Source organism: Candidatus Njordibacter sp. Uisw_058 (assembly GCF_047730065.1).
Lineage (GTDB): Bacteria > Pseudomonadota > Gammaproteobacteria > Pseudomonadales > Balneatricaceae > Njordibacter.
Genome location: NZ_CP159829.1, coordinates 2,272,445 through 2,289,582 on the forward strand (window position 1 = coordinate 2,272,445; position 17,138 = coordinate 2,289,582).

Sequence of the window (17,138 nt, forward strand, 5' to 3'; positions counted from 1 at the left end):
GCTATCGGGCGGCATGCTAGGCATCGCAAAAACAGACCCAATTTAGCCCTAGCCGCGTGCAGGCCTCAAAAAGCACAAAACATCAGCTAATCTCGTAGGATTTGTGGCGGAATCTTGGTTTTTCCACTATAATCGAGAGCTGACTTTTTCATATATCCGCTCACTAAATATAGGGTTGCCATGGCCGCCAATGAACAGCAACAATCGCGCCTAAAAGAACTGATCACCAAAGGGCGTGAGCAGGGCTTTTTAACTTACGCAGAAGTTAACGACCACCTGCCTCAAAATATCGCAGATCCAGATCAAGTCGAAGATATCATCGGTATGATTAACGACATGGGCATTACTGTATCTGAGCAAGCGCCAGATGCTGAAACACTGCTCATGACCGACGGTGACTCTACCGATGAAGCCGCCGCTGAAGAAGCTGCTGCAGCGTTGGCAGCAGTGGAAAACGAGGCTGGCCGCACGACTGACCCTGTGCGTATGTATATGCGCGAAATGGGTACCGTAGAATTACTCACCCGTGAGGGTGAGATCGTCATTGCTAAACGCATTGAAGAAGGCCTGCGGGATGTAATGGCAGCTTTAGCGCATTATCCTGACAGTGTCATTACCATTATCGATGTGTATAAACGCATCTTTACTGAAGAAGGCCGCTTAAGTGATCTTTTTAGTGGTTATATTGATCCAGATGGTGAACCTAACCCATCGCCGATCAACCCAACGACAGTTGTCAAAAGTGATGATGATGACGAAGAAGAAACAGATAATGGTCCAGATCCCATTGAAACGGCTGAACGCTTTGCCGAACTAGAGGAACATCTGGTCGTGGCTCTGCTGGCAGTTGAAAAACATGGCCGCGAAAGCAAGCAAGCTAAGGAAGCCTATGCTCACCTTGGCTTTTTGTTCTCACCACTAAAATTAGTGCCTAAGCATTTTGAATCTGTAGCGAAATACCCCCGTGGCGCACTTGCTCGCATTCGTGCCCAAGAAAAGATTATTACCATCATCTGTAATCGCAAAGCAAAAATGCCGCGTGATGTTTTCCTTGCCGAGTTTCCAGGTAACGAAACCAATATTGAATGGGCTGATGAGTTGATTGCCAGTGGTGCCTCTTATGCGCCTGCTATTCGCCGAAATGCGGTCGATCTGCGCCGTGCGCAACGAAAGCTTTCTATGGTGGTTGAAGAGGCTGGGCTTAGCCTAGCCGAAATCAAAGACATCAACCGTCGCATGACCATGGGCGAAGTTAGAGCCCGACGTGCTAAAAAAGAAATGGTGGAAGCCAACCTACGTTTGGTGATCTCTATTGCTAAAAAATACACCAACCGTGGCCTGCAGTTCTTGGATCTAATCCAAGAAGGTAACATAGGCCTAATGAAGGCCGTCGATAAGTTCGAATATCGTCGTGGTTATAAGTTTTCTACTTACGCTACCTGGTGGATCCGTCAGGCCATCACCCGCTCGATTGCTGACCAAGCGCGCACCATCCGTATTCCTGTGCACATGATAGAAACGATTAACAAGCTTAATCGTATCTCTCGCCAAATGCTTCAGGAAATGGGTCGCGAGCCTACGCCAGAGGAGCTAGGTGAACGCATGGAAATGCCCGAAGATAAGATTCGTAAAGTACTTAAAATTGCGAAAGAGCCTATCTCAATGGAAACGCCCATTGGCGATGATGAAGACTCCAGCTTGGGTGACTTTATCGAAGACAGTTCGATGGATTCTCCCATCGACTCCGCCACTGGAGAAGGCCTGCGTGAAGCGACGCGGGACGTATTAGCTGGCCTAACAGCCCGTGAGTCTAAGGTACTGCGTATGCGTTTTGGTATCGAGATGAATACTGACCATACCTTAGAAGAAGTGGGAAAACAGTTTGATGTGACACGTGAACGTATCCGCCAAATTGAAGCCAAAGCACTGCGTAAATTGCGCCACCCAATGCGCTCTGACCACTTGCGTAGTTTTATCGAAGACTAAGTATTACCTTGATAGTCTGCCATTCCTACCAGACCCCAATGGTCTGTTAGGTGGCAGTCTTCATTGCCCTCCTAACACTGACATCTAACAGCCTCAACTAATAAATTTATAAGTCTGTATTGTTGCGGATAATTTCGCTATATTGCTGTACGTTCAATCGTTGGCTATGTGCTTATGTTCAGCAACCTATTTAAATCAAGCAATGCCATAGGCATCATGTCTGCCATTGGCGCCAGCGTATGTTTCTCCACCACCGACGTAACCATTAAGTTTCTAAGCGACGCCTATGCACTGCACCAAATTATACTGCTGCGCTCATTGGTTGGTATCGCCCTCATTTTCACGTTGCTACTGGCAAGCTCTGGCGGCCTAAAAAGTTTAAAAACTAAGCGTCTAGCCCGACATATAGTTCGGGGCAGCTGTGTGGTAATGGCCAACATGTTGTTTTTTCTAGGTTTGGTGGCTATGCCACTCGCTGATGCCGTGGCATTGTTCTTTATCAGTCCCAGTGTCATCACCCTATTCTCGATCATCTTTCTCAAAGAACATGTTGGTCTGCACCGCTGGCTCGCCATCGGCTTAGGTTTCTTGGGTGTCTTGATTATGGTGCAGCCAGGCAGCAGCCAATTTATGTTTGCGTCTTTACTGCCTATTGGTGCAGCATTTTGTTATGCCAGCTTGCATACACTGACTCGCACCATGCGTGATACCGAGTCAGCTGCGACTATGACGTTTTATATTCAAATCACCTTTGTCGTTGTTAGTACTGCCATGTGGATGGCCGTGGGAGATGGCAGTTTTAACGATGCCAGCAGTCCGTCTCTAAACTTTCTGTTACGGCCATGGGGGCCTTGGCAGTATGATGATACCAAGCTGTTTATTTTATTGGGTGCAGGAAGCGCCTTAGGGGGTTATCTTATTAGCCAAGCATACCGCCATGCTGAGTCTGCTCTGGCGGCTCCATTTGAATACGTTTCCCTGCCGTTGGCAATGGTATTTGGGATTTTTATATTTGACGAATGGCCTAGCCACTTGACTCTCATTGGCAGCAGTTTAATCTTAACTTCAGGCCTTTACACCTTATATAGAGAAACGCTGCACCTACGCAAGCCACAAATGGCGAGGGCTCATCCACGCTAGCCCATACCCTTAGATTGTCCAGGCTAGTGACCCAACCTAAAGCCTGAGTTTAAGACTTGAACTTGTTACGTGAGTTAGCCCACGGGTCAGGGGTAGTGCCACTGGTTTTAACTTCAGCAGAAGAAGCTGACTTTGCTTGGGGCTCCCAAGGTGACTTACTCCCTTGTTTAGACCAAGGTTTGTCTTGAGTCTTGGGTTTAGTTTTACTAGGTTGCCGATCTTTAGGGCTGTCGCGCCCCGCTAATTTATCATACTCGTTAGCCCTACTTTCACGCTGTTGTTGCAGCACTCCCGCATCTTCTAAGCTCAACTCACAAGGTGTACCTGGACTCTGGTCTTCAGGAATGATTCGGTCCCGCGGTGGTAACTCGAATTGATCACTTGATACTTTTGGCAAATTTTTAAACTTATACAAATAAAAAGCTTCAACTTTTTCACGCGCCCATTGTGTTTTCTTCAAGAATTTAACGCTAGAATCGACACTTGGGTTGGTTTTAAAACTATGAATATACAAATAAGCATGCAAAATCTCAAAACCATAGTGGTCCACAATTTCTGTGAGCATGGTTTTTAAGTTCAAGCCATGCAGGGGATTATTTTGGTAATTAACTTCTTTGGACATGCCTAATTGCACCTAATATAATTCAACCTTAAAATTATACCTTATTGCAGACACTGATGGACAAATCCCTATGGTGTCGGTCATCTAACACTTAGCTTGAACCTGAATACCTAATACCTAATATCTAATACCTAACACCTTAGCCTTAAAAATTGGAGCACCTTTAATGGGCAAAGTACTTAGCCAACATCAAATTGAAAGCTACCATAAAAAAGGTTTCATCTCTCCAATCGACGTCATGTCTGAGGATGAAGCCAATGCCTATGCAGAAAAATTAAAAGCTGCAGAAGCAAAATACCCCAAGGATTTAACAGGTGTTAACCGCAATAACGGCCATTTGTGTTTTAAGTTTCTAGATGATCTGGCATACCATCCAAAGGTTCTTGATGCCGTAGAAGACCTTTTGGGTTCCAGCTTTTCTTTGTGGGGAAGTGTTTTATTTATCAAAGAGCCCAACTCCAGCCACTTTGTAAGTTGGCACCAAGACGCGACCTACATGGGCATCACCCCCCATAATTTTGTCACCCCTTGGATTGCGCTCACCCACAGCACTCGATATACAGGTTGCATGAGTATGATTCCAGGCAGCCACCACAAAGATATCCAACCCCACCAAGACACTTATGGTGCAGACAATATATTAACCCGTGGCCAAGAAGTCACTAACGTGGATGGCAGTTTAGGAGTAGACTTGATTCTCAAACCAGGCCAAATGTCCTTGCACCACGCCATGATCATTCATGGGTCACAACCTAACCGAAGCCAAGACCAGCGACGCATAGGCTTTGCTTTGCAGTCTTTCATGCCCGCAGCCGCAAAACAAACCATTGGACACAATAACTGGTCACCTGTGCGCGGTCATTGCGCCCAGAAAGGACACCGTTATTTACCTCGCCCACAGCAAGATATGGCTGCCAGCAGTGTCCAGGTGCGGGACCAGTCCAACCAAAACTTTTCGGACATCCTTTACCATGGGGCGAAAATAAAAAGAGACTATTAAATCAGTGATTTAGGCCGACTGAATCTTGATCTCAACCACCAGCACGGGTATCATGCGTGCTCCCATACGGGCCTGTGGCGCAGCGGTTAGCGCAGAGGACTCATAATCCTTTGGTCGTCAGTTCAAATCTGACCAGGCCCACCATACATAAACCCCTTACATTCAATGTATTGGGGATAAAAAAGCCCAGTTAGATGCTGGGCTTTTTTATACAAAATCGCTTCTGGGGAACACTGGGGGAACTTCAAACCCTAATCCAGCACAGTTGTCGTTAGATAAATCAAGAATCGGACGGCCAAATACTGGCTATCAACAGGCAACCTGAACGTGGTGTGCCTATCCTGGAGCTATGCCATCAGCATGGCATGAGCAACGCACCATTTTATATAAATATTTACAAATCTTAGGATGAAAAGCTAAATCAATGAGTGCTGATAGTTTAAATAAACAAACCTACTTAGTATCAGGCCAACAGACTGAACTGACAACGGCTTCTGGAAAATGGTACGTTGACGCACTATTTAATAACAAGAATGGTCAACCACTAAGGTGGATTAGCGATCCATATCTGACCGAGGAATACTCGGTAAACGCTTCTACAGTTATCAGTTATAGTTTTCCAGGATTGAACCAATCCTCTACTTTTTTTAACTATACAGATGATGTTGGAGAAATTACTGCCACAGCATTCACTTCCCAGCAGGCTATAGACACTCGCAGTGCGCTTGAGGAAATAAGTAAATACATAAACGTTACATTTGTTGAAGTTACAGAGGCAGAGGACAACGTTGGCACTATCAGATTTGGTATAAAGACTATTACAGATGAAGCTGGTAATTATAGGGAAGGTATTGCAGCGACAGCTGGTCACCCTAGGAGTCTACCAAGAGGTGGAGATATTTGGTTCAATAAGCAATTTTCAACAAGTGGAAATTTTGCCAAAGGCCTAGTTTCTGGTTCAGAAACTGGGGAAGGAGATGTTACGGTTCTCTATCATGAAATCATCCACGCATTAGGTCTCGAACATCCTAATGATAATAAAAATATCATGTTTCAAGAGGATAAAAATAATCGTGAACACAGTGTTATGGCTGGGGAATTCTCTGTTGAGGGCCTGCCAGACTACTATTTTAATGGAACTAACTATACAGTTGCTTCGACCCCAATGGTTTATGATATTGCTCCACTGCAACATTTATATGGCGCAAATACACTTTATAACATGGGTGATACCATCCATGTCTTTGATCCCGAAACACCGTTTATACAAACACTGTGGGATGCATCTGGGGAGGATACGCTAGATTTCAGTAATTTTAGCAAGAACAATGACATTAACTTAAATGGTGGTACAAATTCGACTGTCGATGGCAACAGTAGTTGGTCCCACAAAAATATTTTAGGCTTGGCATATGGTATTGAAATTGAGAACGCGTACGGTGGGTCTGGATCAGATACATTAACTGGGAATTCCTTTGGAAATATTCTTAAAGGCAATGAGGGCAATGACACTATCTTTGCAGACGGCGGCTCTGACACTATTAATGGTGGAACCGGTTTAGACACGGTTAAGTACACCCTTTCACAGGCCAATTACACTCTAGCTTTGGACGAAAGTAGGTCTACCTTACAAGAAATAAGCACTGGCACTAATGACAGCCTTAGTGCTGTAGAGCGTGTTGTATTTTCTGATAAGGCGGTTGCGCTTGATATTGGCAGTGGCGAAGTAGGTGGCAGTTGCTATCGCATTTATAAGGCGGCGTTTAACCGCACACCGGATGAAGGTGGTTTAGGGTATTGGATAGGACAGATGGATTTAGGCAAGACCCTAGTAGAGGTATCAGCAGGATTTATTGACTCTGACGAGTTTAGAGCATCCTACGGCATTAACCCCAGCGATGGTGAGTTTCTCACTAAGGTGTATAACAATGTGCTTGGCCGCGACCCTGATAGCGGTGGCTATGATTGGTGGGTGGATCAACTGGCCAATAACCCAGAAAAAAGCTGGAATAAGGTTATGGCAGACTTTTCTGAAGGCACAGAAAACCAAGCCAATGTCCTAGAACTGATTAGTAATGGGGTGCAGTATGACTTATGGGTGGCCTAGGCTTCACCCGACTACCAGAGTAGTTATTAGCACCCAAGCTTCAACCCTTGCCCACTTCACACTCACTCTAACGTCGATTAAACACCTTACAGCCATACTTTAAGCTGCGTTAGCTCGTCCAGCACTGCAACGCTACCTATGCTCATTAGCTCTGCTTAGAAACTGCTGTAAGGCGTAAATCAGAAATATTCTTATATCTATAACCATCCTATAAAAGAGGTTGTTTGTATTTTTTGGCTTGTTTAAATAGCTACCAATATGCAACTCTGTATCGCAGGTTTCTGCCTAATATTGGATGCTGAGGCACAGGATATGTCTAGCTGTGGCCTAGTGTTTGGCTATATGAACTGTTAAGGGTAATATGATTGAAAACGATGAACTCAATAAAATCATTTAATCCACACCTGTGTAAGCCACTAGTCGGATTTTCGTAGGCATTAAAGGTGCATTAACCTCAAGCGAAGTGATTTTTGTTGGCCTACCATAACCCCGATCAAGTATTGCTGTAGCGGCTGCAATTCGAGCTGAATCGCTCTGGCTTGATTGCATCACTTCTACAAGCGCATCTAAGGCATCATTGGTGTATTCTCGAGCCAACTCTGACAGGTTCAACTTAAGCTCTGAGGTAGCCTTATTTCCAGCCCCTGCTGGCCTACCTGAACCTTCTCTCATGCCGCCATGTGATGCCATGTTGATTTCCTTTTGATAACTAAAATCCATTATATTTTAGCATATTAGCAAATTTTGAACGAAGTACTGTTATTATAAATTCAAATAAGGGGAATAGTTTGAGGTTGTAAGCGATGCAACAGTGGTTACTCAGAAGATGAGACCAAAAGTATTAGCTGCTCAGGACAAGAAACAATTATGAGCAGAAATTAAAGCAGGCACTTATAGGATGTATTAAGTGGAGTTTAAGAGAATTTAATGGAACTAACAATTGAACAAGCGCTACAGCAGGGTGTTGCTGCACATAAAGAGGGAAAGCTTCAAGATGCTGAGCGTCTTTATCGCGCTATATTACAATCACAACCTTTGCATCCAGACGCTAACCATAACTTAGGGTTAATAGCAGTATCAGTGAACAAACCTGATGTGGCATTGCTGTTATTTAAAACTGCTCTCGAAGCCAATCCAAAGATAGAGCAGTTTTGGTTGAGCTACATTGAAGCCCTTATCAAAGAAAAACAGTTTGAGAATGCCAGACAAATTCTCGAACAGGCAAAACAACAGGGTGTAGCTAGAGAGAAATTAAATGCCTTGGAGACAGAATTATCTTCTGAAACTCAAATTCAAAATGTTAATTCTGCAAGCCCATCTCAACAACAATTAAATAGTCTCTTAGAATATTATCAAAACGGACGCTTCAGTGAAGCAGAAAAGCTTGCTGTAGAAATCACTCAACAATTTCCTCAGGATCAATTTGCTTGGAAAGTACTGGGTGCAATATTTGGGCAGTCAGGTAGAACTGTTGAAGCCAAAAATGCTAACCGAACATCAGTCGCATTATCTCCTCAAGATGCCGAAGCCCACAGCAACTTGGGCGTCACGCTCCAAGAACTTGGAAGATTAGACGAAGCTCTAGCAAGCTATACACAAGCGATAGCGTTGAACCCTGACTATGGCGAAGCCCACTACAACTTGGGTGTCATGCTACAAGAACTAGGAAGATTAGACGAAGCTCTAGCAAGCTATACGCAAGCAATAGCGTTGAAACCTGACTATGCCGAAGCCCACTACAACCTGGGTAACACGCTCAACGAGCTGGGAAGATTAGATGAGGCTGAAGCAAGCTATACACAAGCGATAGCGTTGAAACCTGACTTTGCCGAAGCCCACAGCAACTTAGGTAACACGCTCCAAAAGCTGGGCAGATTAGAAGAGACTGAAGCAAGCTATAGAGCAGCGGTAGCGGTGAAGTCTGACTATGCTGAAGCCCACTACAACTTGGGTAACACGCTCCAAGAACTGGGCAGATTAGATGAAGCTGAAGCAAGCTATACACAAGTGATAGTGTTGAAGCCTGACTATGCCGAAGCCCACAGCAACTTGGGTATCACGCTAGAAGAACTTGGTAGATTAAATGAGGCTGAAGCAAGCTTTACACAAGCGATTGCGTTGAAACCTGACTTAGCCGAAGCCCACAGCAACTTGGGTAACACTCTTAAAGAACTAGGAAGATTAGACGAAGCTCTAGCAAGCTATACACAAGCGATAGCGTTGAAGCCTGACTATGCCGAAGCCTATGTAAATCTCGGTATCGCTCTTAAAAACGTAAAATTCAGTTCATCAAACCCCACGCTCTATACTCCATTAACCCAACTGTTAACTGCTGGAAATTTTACGCGTCCTTCAGATGTGGCTAGAAGTATTTTAAGTCTCTTAAAGCATGATACTCAAATCAAGGATTTACTGCTTAAGAAAAATTCTGCTTTGAGTCTTAACGAGGCAACTTCCATAATTGGAAGTCTGGATAAACTTCCGCTTCTTCATCATCTGATGCGTGTATGTCCACTTCCTGAGCTTCAGCTTGAGGAACTCTTTGTTGCGATGCGAAGTTTGCTTCTCAAACATCTGGATAAGATGGAGGTATCTCCTGAACTCATCTATTTTTTATCGACGCTTTCTATGCATTGTTTCACTAATGAATATGTTTACATTGAAAGTGACGAAGAGACTCATTTGATTGGCGAACTACAAGCTGAGATTTCACAAACCCTGGCGCAATCAGAGCAGCCAGAAGCCATAAAGATTTTGTGTTTAGCGTCTTATCGTTCGTTACACCAATATGATTGGTGTCAAAAGCTAGAATGTTTTGATAATTTAGAAGAGGTGAAGAGGAGGCTGATAGAGGAACCGCTTCTCGAGAAAATGATAGCGAAAGACATTCCTGTGTTGGAAGAAATATCAGACGATGTGTCGCTTAAAGTTAGGGAGCAGTATGAAGAGAATCCTTATCCACGATGGGTGAAACTAGGAGTTTCGATAAAGGCAAAACCAATAGTTGCAGTTTGTGATGAGTTAAAGCTTCAGCTCTATTCCGAAAATATTAAAAACGTCACTGCTCCGGCTATACTTATTGCTGGTTGCGGCACGGGGCAGCAATCGATACAAACTGCTTTCCACTTTTCTAATTGTCATGTCACTGCTGTGGATATAAGTCTTGCAAGCCTTGCTTATGCACAGAGGAAATCTAATGAGTTACGTTTGAACAATATAGATTATTTGCAAGCAGATATTTTACATCTCCATCAAATGGGTAAGGAATTCGACATCATTGAATGTGTGGGTGTTCTTCATCATATGGATGAACCGATGGCTGGATGGAGAGTTCTCGTGAATTTATTAAAGCCCGGTGGTTTGATGAGGATAGGTTTGTATAGTGAATTGGCTCGACACTTTATTGCAGAGGTTCGAAAGGAAATCACAGCACTGAGATTAGGGACATCTGAAGCTGACATTAGAAAATTCAGGCAATCACTAGTAGAATCGCATGACGAGAACCATCAGCTATTAACTACGACGGATAATTTTTTTCATCTCAGCGGGATGATAGACTTAATCTTTCACGTGCAAGAGCATCGTTTTACCCTCCCACAGATTAAAAACTCTCTCGATGAACTAGGACTCAAGTTCTGCGGATTTGAGGTTCAAGGTATAGACTCCCGATTTAGAGAGTTTCATGGCGAAGCATCCGATATCCGTGACTTGGTGTTGTGGCATGAGTTCGAGGAAAGTAATCCCCACGCCTTTACAAACATGTACCAATTTTACTGCCAGAAGCCTTAAGTATAATCAACCATTGCCAACGTCACATGAAACAGAAGCCAAAAACTAAGTTGCGAGACTTACTCAAAAGTAAAAAAGCTAAAACTCGCAAGCTAAGTGAACTCTCCAAAACTGAACAAAATAGGTTGGCGAAGCTTAATGGGATGCTTGATGAACTTAGACGCAGAGAAAACGTGCAAAATCGTCAGCTTCAGACTTGGCTTAGTGAAGATGAGTACGCACAAGTCGATATAGAGTGGAAAGAACAGCTTGAACTACGAGAGGAACTAAAAGACAAACCGGACGACTTGAAGCGCTACGAAGATAAGTTGAAAGAAGCCACTTTTAACGACAACAAAGCTGAGCGTTTTTGCAAGAGAGGCAATAAAGATAAATCGACTAAATTCCGCAATCTAAGTGAGAGCCACTGCGAAGATGCGTTGGAGATACTGCAAGCAATAATTTGCTGATGTTGGCTTACACATGTGGTTCGATAGAGTATTGGATTTTGAGAACGGAAGTTTAGTCGATGCACAGTTTGGCAATCTCCCATGTGTTCTACAATAACTGGTTGCACTCGCATAATTCTAATCAAGCTATAGCATACATTGATAAATTAACTTTAACTTTTTGATAGTTATCAATTTATGGTGGCGTGATTTATTGAAAATCCTCGTGTCGGCGGTTCGATTCCGTCTCCGGGCACCACGATTACGTTACATTCCCACTTATAAATGCACACTCGTTCGGACTTCGTCCTCACTCAAACATGAGTGTACCCCTACTTCTGTAAGCGTTTCACTGGCTTTGCTCCTTGTGGCTGATCATGTCACCCAAGGTGCTACACGGGAGATGTTTACGATGGTGTTGTCGAAACTGCAGTTGTTTTCAACAAGATATTTGTACCAAAGAGAGGGTGTGTTTTACTTCCAGCGGGATGTTCCTGTGGATTTGAGACACCACTATCCGAATAAGAAAGTTGCGTTCAGTCTACGCACTAGATCACCTTCACTTGCTCAACGAGGTGCTGCCTCGATAGCCACAAAGCTTGATGCAGATTGGTTTAGTTTACGTGTAAACAGCATAGCAAATGCAGACATTAACCAGTCGGTTGTTGGTAGAGACAATTCACCCTCAATGGCTGATGCACTGCAAATCTACTTACATTTGAAAGCAGGTAAAAAGCCCCACGCATTTACCACAGGTGCAACTAGAAATGTTGACTACCTTATCGAAGTCGTTGGTAACAAACCTCTCACCTCCTACACAACAATAGACGCAGGTAAGTTTCGAGACTGGCTGATAGCAAAAGGCATGGTGACTAGCTCTCTCAGACGGGTGCTGTCGAGTATTAAGGCTATAGTTAACCTAACAATCAGTGAGCATGGCCTAGACATCAAGAACCCCTTTTCAAATATCTTTCTTCCTGAAATCGGGTCTGCCTCTAAACGATTGCCAGTGTCAACTAAGGACATAGTGACCATTCAAAATGGTTGCAGGTCTTTAGATGATGAAATTAGATGGCTAGTCGGTATCATAAGCGACACAGGTCTAAGACTGTCTGAAGCTGCAGGTTTGTTAATGGAGGACGTGAACTTAGACCACCCTGTTTCACACGTTATTATCACCCCAAACGAACACAGACGTTTGAAGAATACTGGTAGCGAACGGATAGTGCCACTGCATGGAGTCGCGTTATGGGCTGCACAACGTGCAAAGTACGCAACCGATACGAAGTTCTTGTTCCCTAAGTACATGAAGACAGACACATGTAACGCTAATTCAGCCTCTGCAGCAGCTAACAAGTGGATCAAATCGGTCGTGTCCGCTAACGTATCAGTCCATTCGTTCAGGCATTCTATGAGAGACAGACTAAGAGCTATTCATTGCCCAACTGAGGTAATTGATCAGATTGGTGGATGGTCTGCAGGATCAGTTGGAAGTAGGTACGGAACTGGCTACTCCGTTGAGATCCTAGGAGAGTGGATGAACAAGATGACAACACCATCGTAAACATCTCCCGTGTAGCACCTTGGGTGACATGATCAGCCACAAGGAGCAAAGCCAGTGAAACGCTTACAGAAGTAGGGGTACACTCATGTTTGAGTGAGGACGAAGTCCGAACGAGTGTGCATTTATAAGTGGGAATGTAACGTAATCGTGGTGCCCGGAGACAGCCAATCTTACAGTTCCTTTCCTTTGAGTAGCACTAAACCCCTTTGTTCTGGAAGCCTTTGAACCATACTACTGGCTATCAGCTAGGTCAATCTTGTTTGAAACTACTGCAGAAACTACTACAGTTAAATATCCAGCGGTTAACCCTTCACATAAGGCCAAACACCAGCAACTTCTCACGTAAAAACCTCCACTGAACACCTCATATAAGGCCTCTAACAGAGCCTGTGGAGACACTTCAAATGACTAATGCTACCATTCAAAAGGTGTGTTATCTCACGCTGAATAGCATCTCAGGTAAGCACAGGCATACTTTAGGGGGGAGGCAGGGCCACCACCCATAGGGGCGTTATTATTCATAAGCAGTGTTCCAGATTAGGTGTCCAGCTGTAAACCACATTTACTATGTTCACCTCAGATGGGGTTACGTATTCAGAGATATGGGTGGGTTGTTGTGTTGGGGAATATGAGTTGATAGTGGGGGTGATTCACTTTAAAACCATACTCAGCGACCCCTACCAAACATTTGATTTTAACAAGGATATGCGATTTCACGCTATCTCTGGTAATGTTGCAGTATGAAAATTCAGATAATCAAATATTGCTTGACCTTAACCCTTCTTCTTGGAAATGCTGGAGAAATCTTTGCACAGGGTGAGTGGTTTCAAACAGAAAAACCAAATTGTCTCGTGTGGAATCCCGACCCAAGTGTGGGGGAAACTGTTACTTGGTCTGGTGATTGTTTAAATGGGAAAGCGCACGGAATAGGCATAAAAGTTTGGAGGTTTAAAAAATCTGGAAAATGGGTTGAGAGACCTGTTGTTGGAAATAGTCTTAACGGACGTATGTCAGGAGAGGTTACAGTATTCTATGAAAATGGAGATAAGTACGTCGGTATGCTCCATTCAAATGGTAACAGGAATGGGCAAGGCACCTACACCTACCAAAATGGCAGAGTAGAAGAAGGCATTTGGAAGGATAGTAAGTTTCAATATGCGAATAAACCTACTAAACCAGCCCCTGTGGCAAAAATAGCTACCCGAACTGGAGTTGACTCTAGCCTTCCAGATTGTCCCAGTGACACGGATTGGCGTTCATGGAAATTGTGCTTTGGCACACGTATATGGGGCCAAGAAACAAAGTGGGCAGGAGATAAATATGTTGGTGAGTGGCTTAACATGGCACGGCACGGGCAAGGTACTTACACTTTTTCAGGTGGAGACCAATACATTGGTGACTTTAAACATGATAACTATAATGGGCAGGGAAAATATACCCATCTAGGTGGAAAGGTAGAAGAAGGGACTTGGAAGGATAGCGAACTCAATGGGCAAGCTACCGTAACGTATCCTGATGGCACAGTAAAAGAGGGTATTTGGAAGAATGATGTGTTCCAGTATCAGAAAGTGTCAAGCGTGGCCAGTTGTTTAAATAATGTCAGCCAGTGCAGCAATAATTTTTTATGCAGTCAAGGAACCGTGAGATTTCAAAACATACCACAATGGAACTTTAGTGTTGATGTTTATGAGTATGTTTTAGAAGCCAAGAAAAGAGGCCTTTCCTGCGGTGTGGCTGAAGTTACTAGCTTCACGCCTGAGAGTCCTCCAACTTGCACAGACAATATCGGAACTTGTGATGATAGTTTTTTATGTAGCCAAGGAACTTTTAAATCTAAAAACATATTCAAATGGGAAGAAAGATTACTATATTCTAAGTATGTAGTTGAGGCCAAAAAAAGAGGCCTTACTTGCGGAATTGGATCAATTAACTCATCCCAAGTTGCAGGAGCGACTAACTTACCTGATTGTCCTAAGAATGTTTGGCATAGCTGCTTTGGCACTAAAATATGGGCAGATGGCAGCAAATACGCTGGTGAATGGAAAGAGAATAAAAAGAATGGCCAAGGCACTATGACATTTGCATCTGGATCCTCATATGTTGGTGATTGGAAAAACGATAAGCGGACTGGTCAAGGCGTCTACACATCTGTAAGTGGATCCATTTATGAAGGTGAATATAAGGACAACAAATGGAATGGACAAGGCACCTTCACCTATGGCCCAAAAACAAAATGGGCAGGGGATAAATATGTGGGGGGCTGGAAGAATGACAAACGGAATGGAAAAGGCAAATACACCTACGCTGATGGGACGGTAAAAGAGGGTATCTGGGAGGATGGCAAACTCCAAGGTTTAAAGACCGCTTCTGCTGAACCTAATGCAGTGTCTAACTTACCAGACTGCCCCAGTGGTAAAAATGTTCGTTGGCACAAGTGCTTTGGTAACTATACATATGACAATGGCAACAAGTATGTTGGTGAATGGAAGGATAACCAAAAAACTGGACAAGGCATTTTCACTTGGAAAAGTGGAAACATCTATGTCGGTCAATTCAAAGATAATAAAAATACTGGACAAGGCATTCTCACCTTCGCAAGTGGTGACAAATACAGTGGCGGGTTCAAAGATAGTAGTTTTTATGGACAAGGCACCTATACCTATAAAAGTGGCCGAGTAGATAAAGGAACTTGGAAGGATGGCAAACTCAATGGACAAGCCATTGTTACCTTTGTAAATGGCAATAAATACGTTGGTGAGTTCAAAGATGATAAAAGAACTAAAGGCACCTATACCTTTGCAAGTGGAGATAAATATGTCGGTGGGTGGAGGGATGGCAAGAGGCATGGACAAGGTACTTACACCTTTGCTGATGGTACAGTAAGAGACGGAACTTGGAAGGATGGTGAATTTGAATATGCGAAAACGCCTACTAAACCAGTACCTGTTGTAAAAGCACCTACCCAAAACGATCAGGCTATTCCTGCGTCCTCTGGATCTGGATTTGCTGTGTCCTCCGCTGGATATGTGATGACTAACAGCCATGTTATAGACGGCTGTCAGGACGTTTTTATTCACACACCAGAAAAAGACGTTAGGATGAGGGTTATTTCCAATGATCCCAAGAATGACTTGGCCCTTTTAAAAGGCAACTTCAAACCCTTAGCAGTGTTCTCGCTTAGCTCTAAACGTCCAGAAATACTCCAAGATATTTATGTTGCAGGGTATCCATTCGGTTACAAAGTCAGTTCGTCAGTCAAAGTAACCAAAGGTATCATCAGCTCTCTTACTGGTATTGGTAATGATTTTTCAAATATGCAAATAGATGCGGCATTACAGAGTGGAAATAGTGGTGGCCCAATCCTTGATGATATGGGAAATGTTGTGGGTGTAGCAGTGGCTAAACTGGATGCAATGCAAATGTTAAAGGACACTGGAAGCATTCCAGAGAATACGAACTTTGGTATCAAAGCTAGTGTTGTCAAAAGTGTCTTAGATAGCAGCAGCGTCAATACTCCTGCAGCAAATAAAAGTCCAATCAGCAAATCTCAGTTGGGTAAGATGATAACCGATGGCACCTATTACATCAGCTGTTGGATGACGATGGCACAGATTGAAAAAGTCAGAAGTAAGAAGGTGTTGTTTTCAGAGTTGGACTAGTCAGTACTACAGGAGATCCACTTTGCCAGACTGTTATGTTTATGTATATATAGACCCAAGAAACCACCAAGAGTTTTATATTGGCAAAGGAACTGGATCTAGAATGAATGCCCATATTTTAGAAACCAACCTTCGTGAAGAACCTAATTCCTCTAAGACTAGGCAGATCAGGGCCATTCAAAGAGAAGGTTTAGAAGCTATAGTTCGGGTTATAGCTCGGGGTCTAACTGACGCTGAGGCTCTGTTAGTTGAAAAGACATTGCTTTGGCAACTAGGAAAGCAACTAACAAATATTGCTACTGGTCATTATGCAGCTAACTTTAGGCCAGACAATACACTACATAAGCGGCTTAATAGTTTTGATTATCAAAATGGTTTTTACTACTACAATGTTGGTGAATGTGAATATAGGTGTTGGAATGATTACAGAAATTATGGGTTCATTTCTGCTGGCCATAGTCCACATTTTCGTGACGAGATAGTTAGGTTTGAAGAAGGGGATATAATTGCTGCTTATCTAAGAGGCAATGGGTATGTAGGAATTGGGCAGATTATAGACAGAGCAAGGCCAGTTCGTGACGTAATACTGAACAATCAACCATTGTCAGATTGCAATTTAGAGCAACCAAATTTAATTCTTGATAGTAATGATGATAACCAATCTGAGTATGTAGCTTTAGTTGAGTGGTTTGTATCAGTTAGAGCAGCTGACGCTAAGTGGATGCCTCGCAGTGGGCTGTTCTCATCACAAAGTTGCCGAGCTTCTCTAGATAATCAGCCTATCACTGTATCTTTTTTAGAGGAAAGTTTTAATATATCTATTGAAGAACTCTTAATATAGCT

The 17,138-nt window shown here is 43.4% G+C and carries 11 protein-coding genes and 1 tRNA gene; 10 read left to right on the forward strand and 2 right to left on the reverse strand.

The genetic code is table 11. From position 1 onward, the window contains the following. The first annotated feature begins 180 nt into the window (after positions 1-180). On the forward strand, positions 181-1,986 hold the full coding sequence (gene rpoD / locus ABXT59_RS10635; protein ID WP_443636089.1) for an RNA polymerase sigma factor RpoD: 1,806 nt from the start codon (positions 181-183) through the stop codon (positions 1,984-1,986). Between the two features lie 174 nt (positions 1,987-2,160). After that, complete coding sequence (locus ABXT59_RS10640; RefSeq protein ID WP_443636090.1) at positions 2,161-3,126, forward strand: DMT family transporter; 966 nt, start codon at positions 2,161-2,163, stop codon at positions 3,124-3,126. Positions 3,127-3,175: 49 nt separating this feature from the next. Here ABXT59_RS10640 and ABXT59_RS10645 read toward each other — a convergent pair whose 3' ends face one another. Next, a complete protein-coding gene (locus ABXT59_RS10645; protein ID WP_443636091.1) occupies positions 3,176-3,748 on the reverse strand; it encodes a VF530 family DNA-binding protein in 573 nt (190 codons plus the stop codon). A 166-nt stretch (positions 3,749-3,914) separates the two neighbouring features. On the opposite strand from ABXT59_RS10645, the gene ABXT59_RS10650 reads away from it, so the two are divergent. The 3 genes from ABXT59_RS10650 (at position 3,915) to ABXT59_RS10660 (ending at position 6,855) form a co-directional block, all read left to right on the forward strand. Continuing rightward, the gene (locus tag ABXT59_RS10650) at positions 3,915-4,748 is read left to right on the forward strand and encodes a phytanoyl-CoA dioxygenase family protein (protein WP_443636092.1); all 834 of its coding nucleotides are present in this window, start codon (positions 3,915-3,917) and stop codon (positions 4,746-4,748) included. A 68-nt stretch (positions 4,749-4,816) separates the two neighbouring features. Further along, positions 4,817-4,892 (forward strand) — tRNA-Ile (locus ABXT59_RS10655). A gap of 280 nt (positions 4,893-5,172) precedes the next feature. After that, entirely contained in the window at positions 5,173-6,855 is a 1,683-nt protein-coding gene (locus ABXT59_RS10660; RefSeq protein WP_443636093.1) for a DUF4214 domain-containing protein, read from the forward strand. Between the two features lie 393 nt (positions 6,856-7,248). Here ABXT59_RS10660 and ABXT59_RS10665 read toward each other — a convergent pair whose 3' ends face one another. Next, positions 7,249-7,545 carry a hypothetical protein gene (locus ABXT59_RS10665; RefSeq protein ID WP_443636094.1) on the reverse strand — a complete coding sequence of 99 codons (297 nt, stop codon included), beginning with the start codon at positions 7,543-7,545 and terminating at the stop codon, positions 7,249-7,251. A 237-nt stretch (positions 7,546-7,782) separates the two neighbouring features. On the opposite strand from ABXT59_RS10665, the gene ABXT59_RS10670 reads away from it, so the two are divergent. The 5 genes from ABXT59_RS10670 (at position 7,783) to ABXT59_RS10690 (ending at position 17,136) form a co-directional block, all read left to right on the forward strand. After that, the gene (locus tag ABXT59_RS10670; protein WP_443636095.1) at positions 7,783-10,644 is read left to right on the forward strand and encodes a tetratricopeptide repeat protein; all 2,862 of its coding nucleotides are present in this window, start codon (positions 7,783-7,785) and stop codon (positions 10,642-10,644) included. A gap of 26 nt (positions 10,645-10,670) precedes the next feature. Next, entirely contained in the window at positions 10,671-11,093 is a 423-nt protein-coding gene (locus ABXT59_RS10675) for a hypothetical protein (RefSeq protein WP_443636096.1), read from the forward strand. A gap of 346 nt (positions 11,094-11,439) precedes the next feature. Then, positions 11,440-12,636 carry a DUF6538 domain-containing protein gene (locus ABXT59_RS10680; protein ID WP_443636097.1) on the forward strand — a complete coding sequence of 399 codons (1,197 nt, stop codon included), beginning with the start codon at positions 11,440-11,442 and terminating at the stop codon, positions 12,634-12,636. Positions 12,637-13,376: 740 nt separating this feature from the next. Then, on the forward strand, positions 13,377-16,295 hold the full coding sequence (locus ABXT59_RS10685; RefSeq protein ID WP_443636098.1) for a trypsin-like peptidase domain-containing protein: 2,919 nt from the start codon (positions 13,377-13,379) through the stop codon (positions 16,293-16,295). 22 nt (positions 16,296-16,317) lie between these two features. After that, complete coding sequence (locus tag ABXT59_RS10690; RefSeq protein ID WP_443636099.1) at positions 16,318-17,136, forward strand: LEM-3-like GIY-YIG domain-containing protein; 819 nt, start codon at positions 16,318-16,320, stop codon at positions 17,134-17,136. Positions 17,137-17,138: the final 2 nt, after the last annotated feature.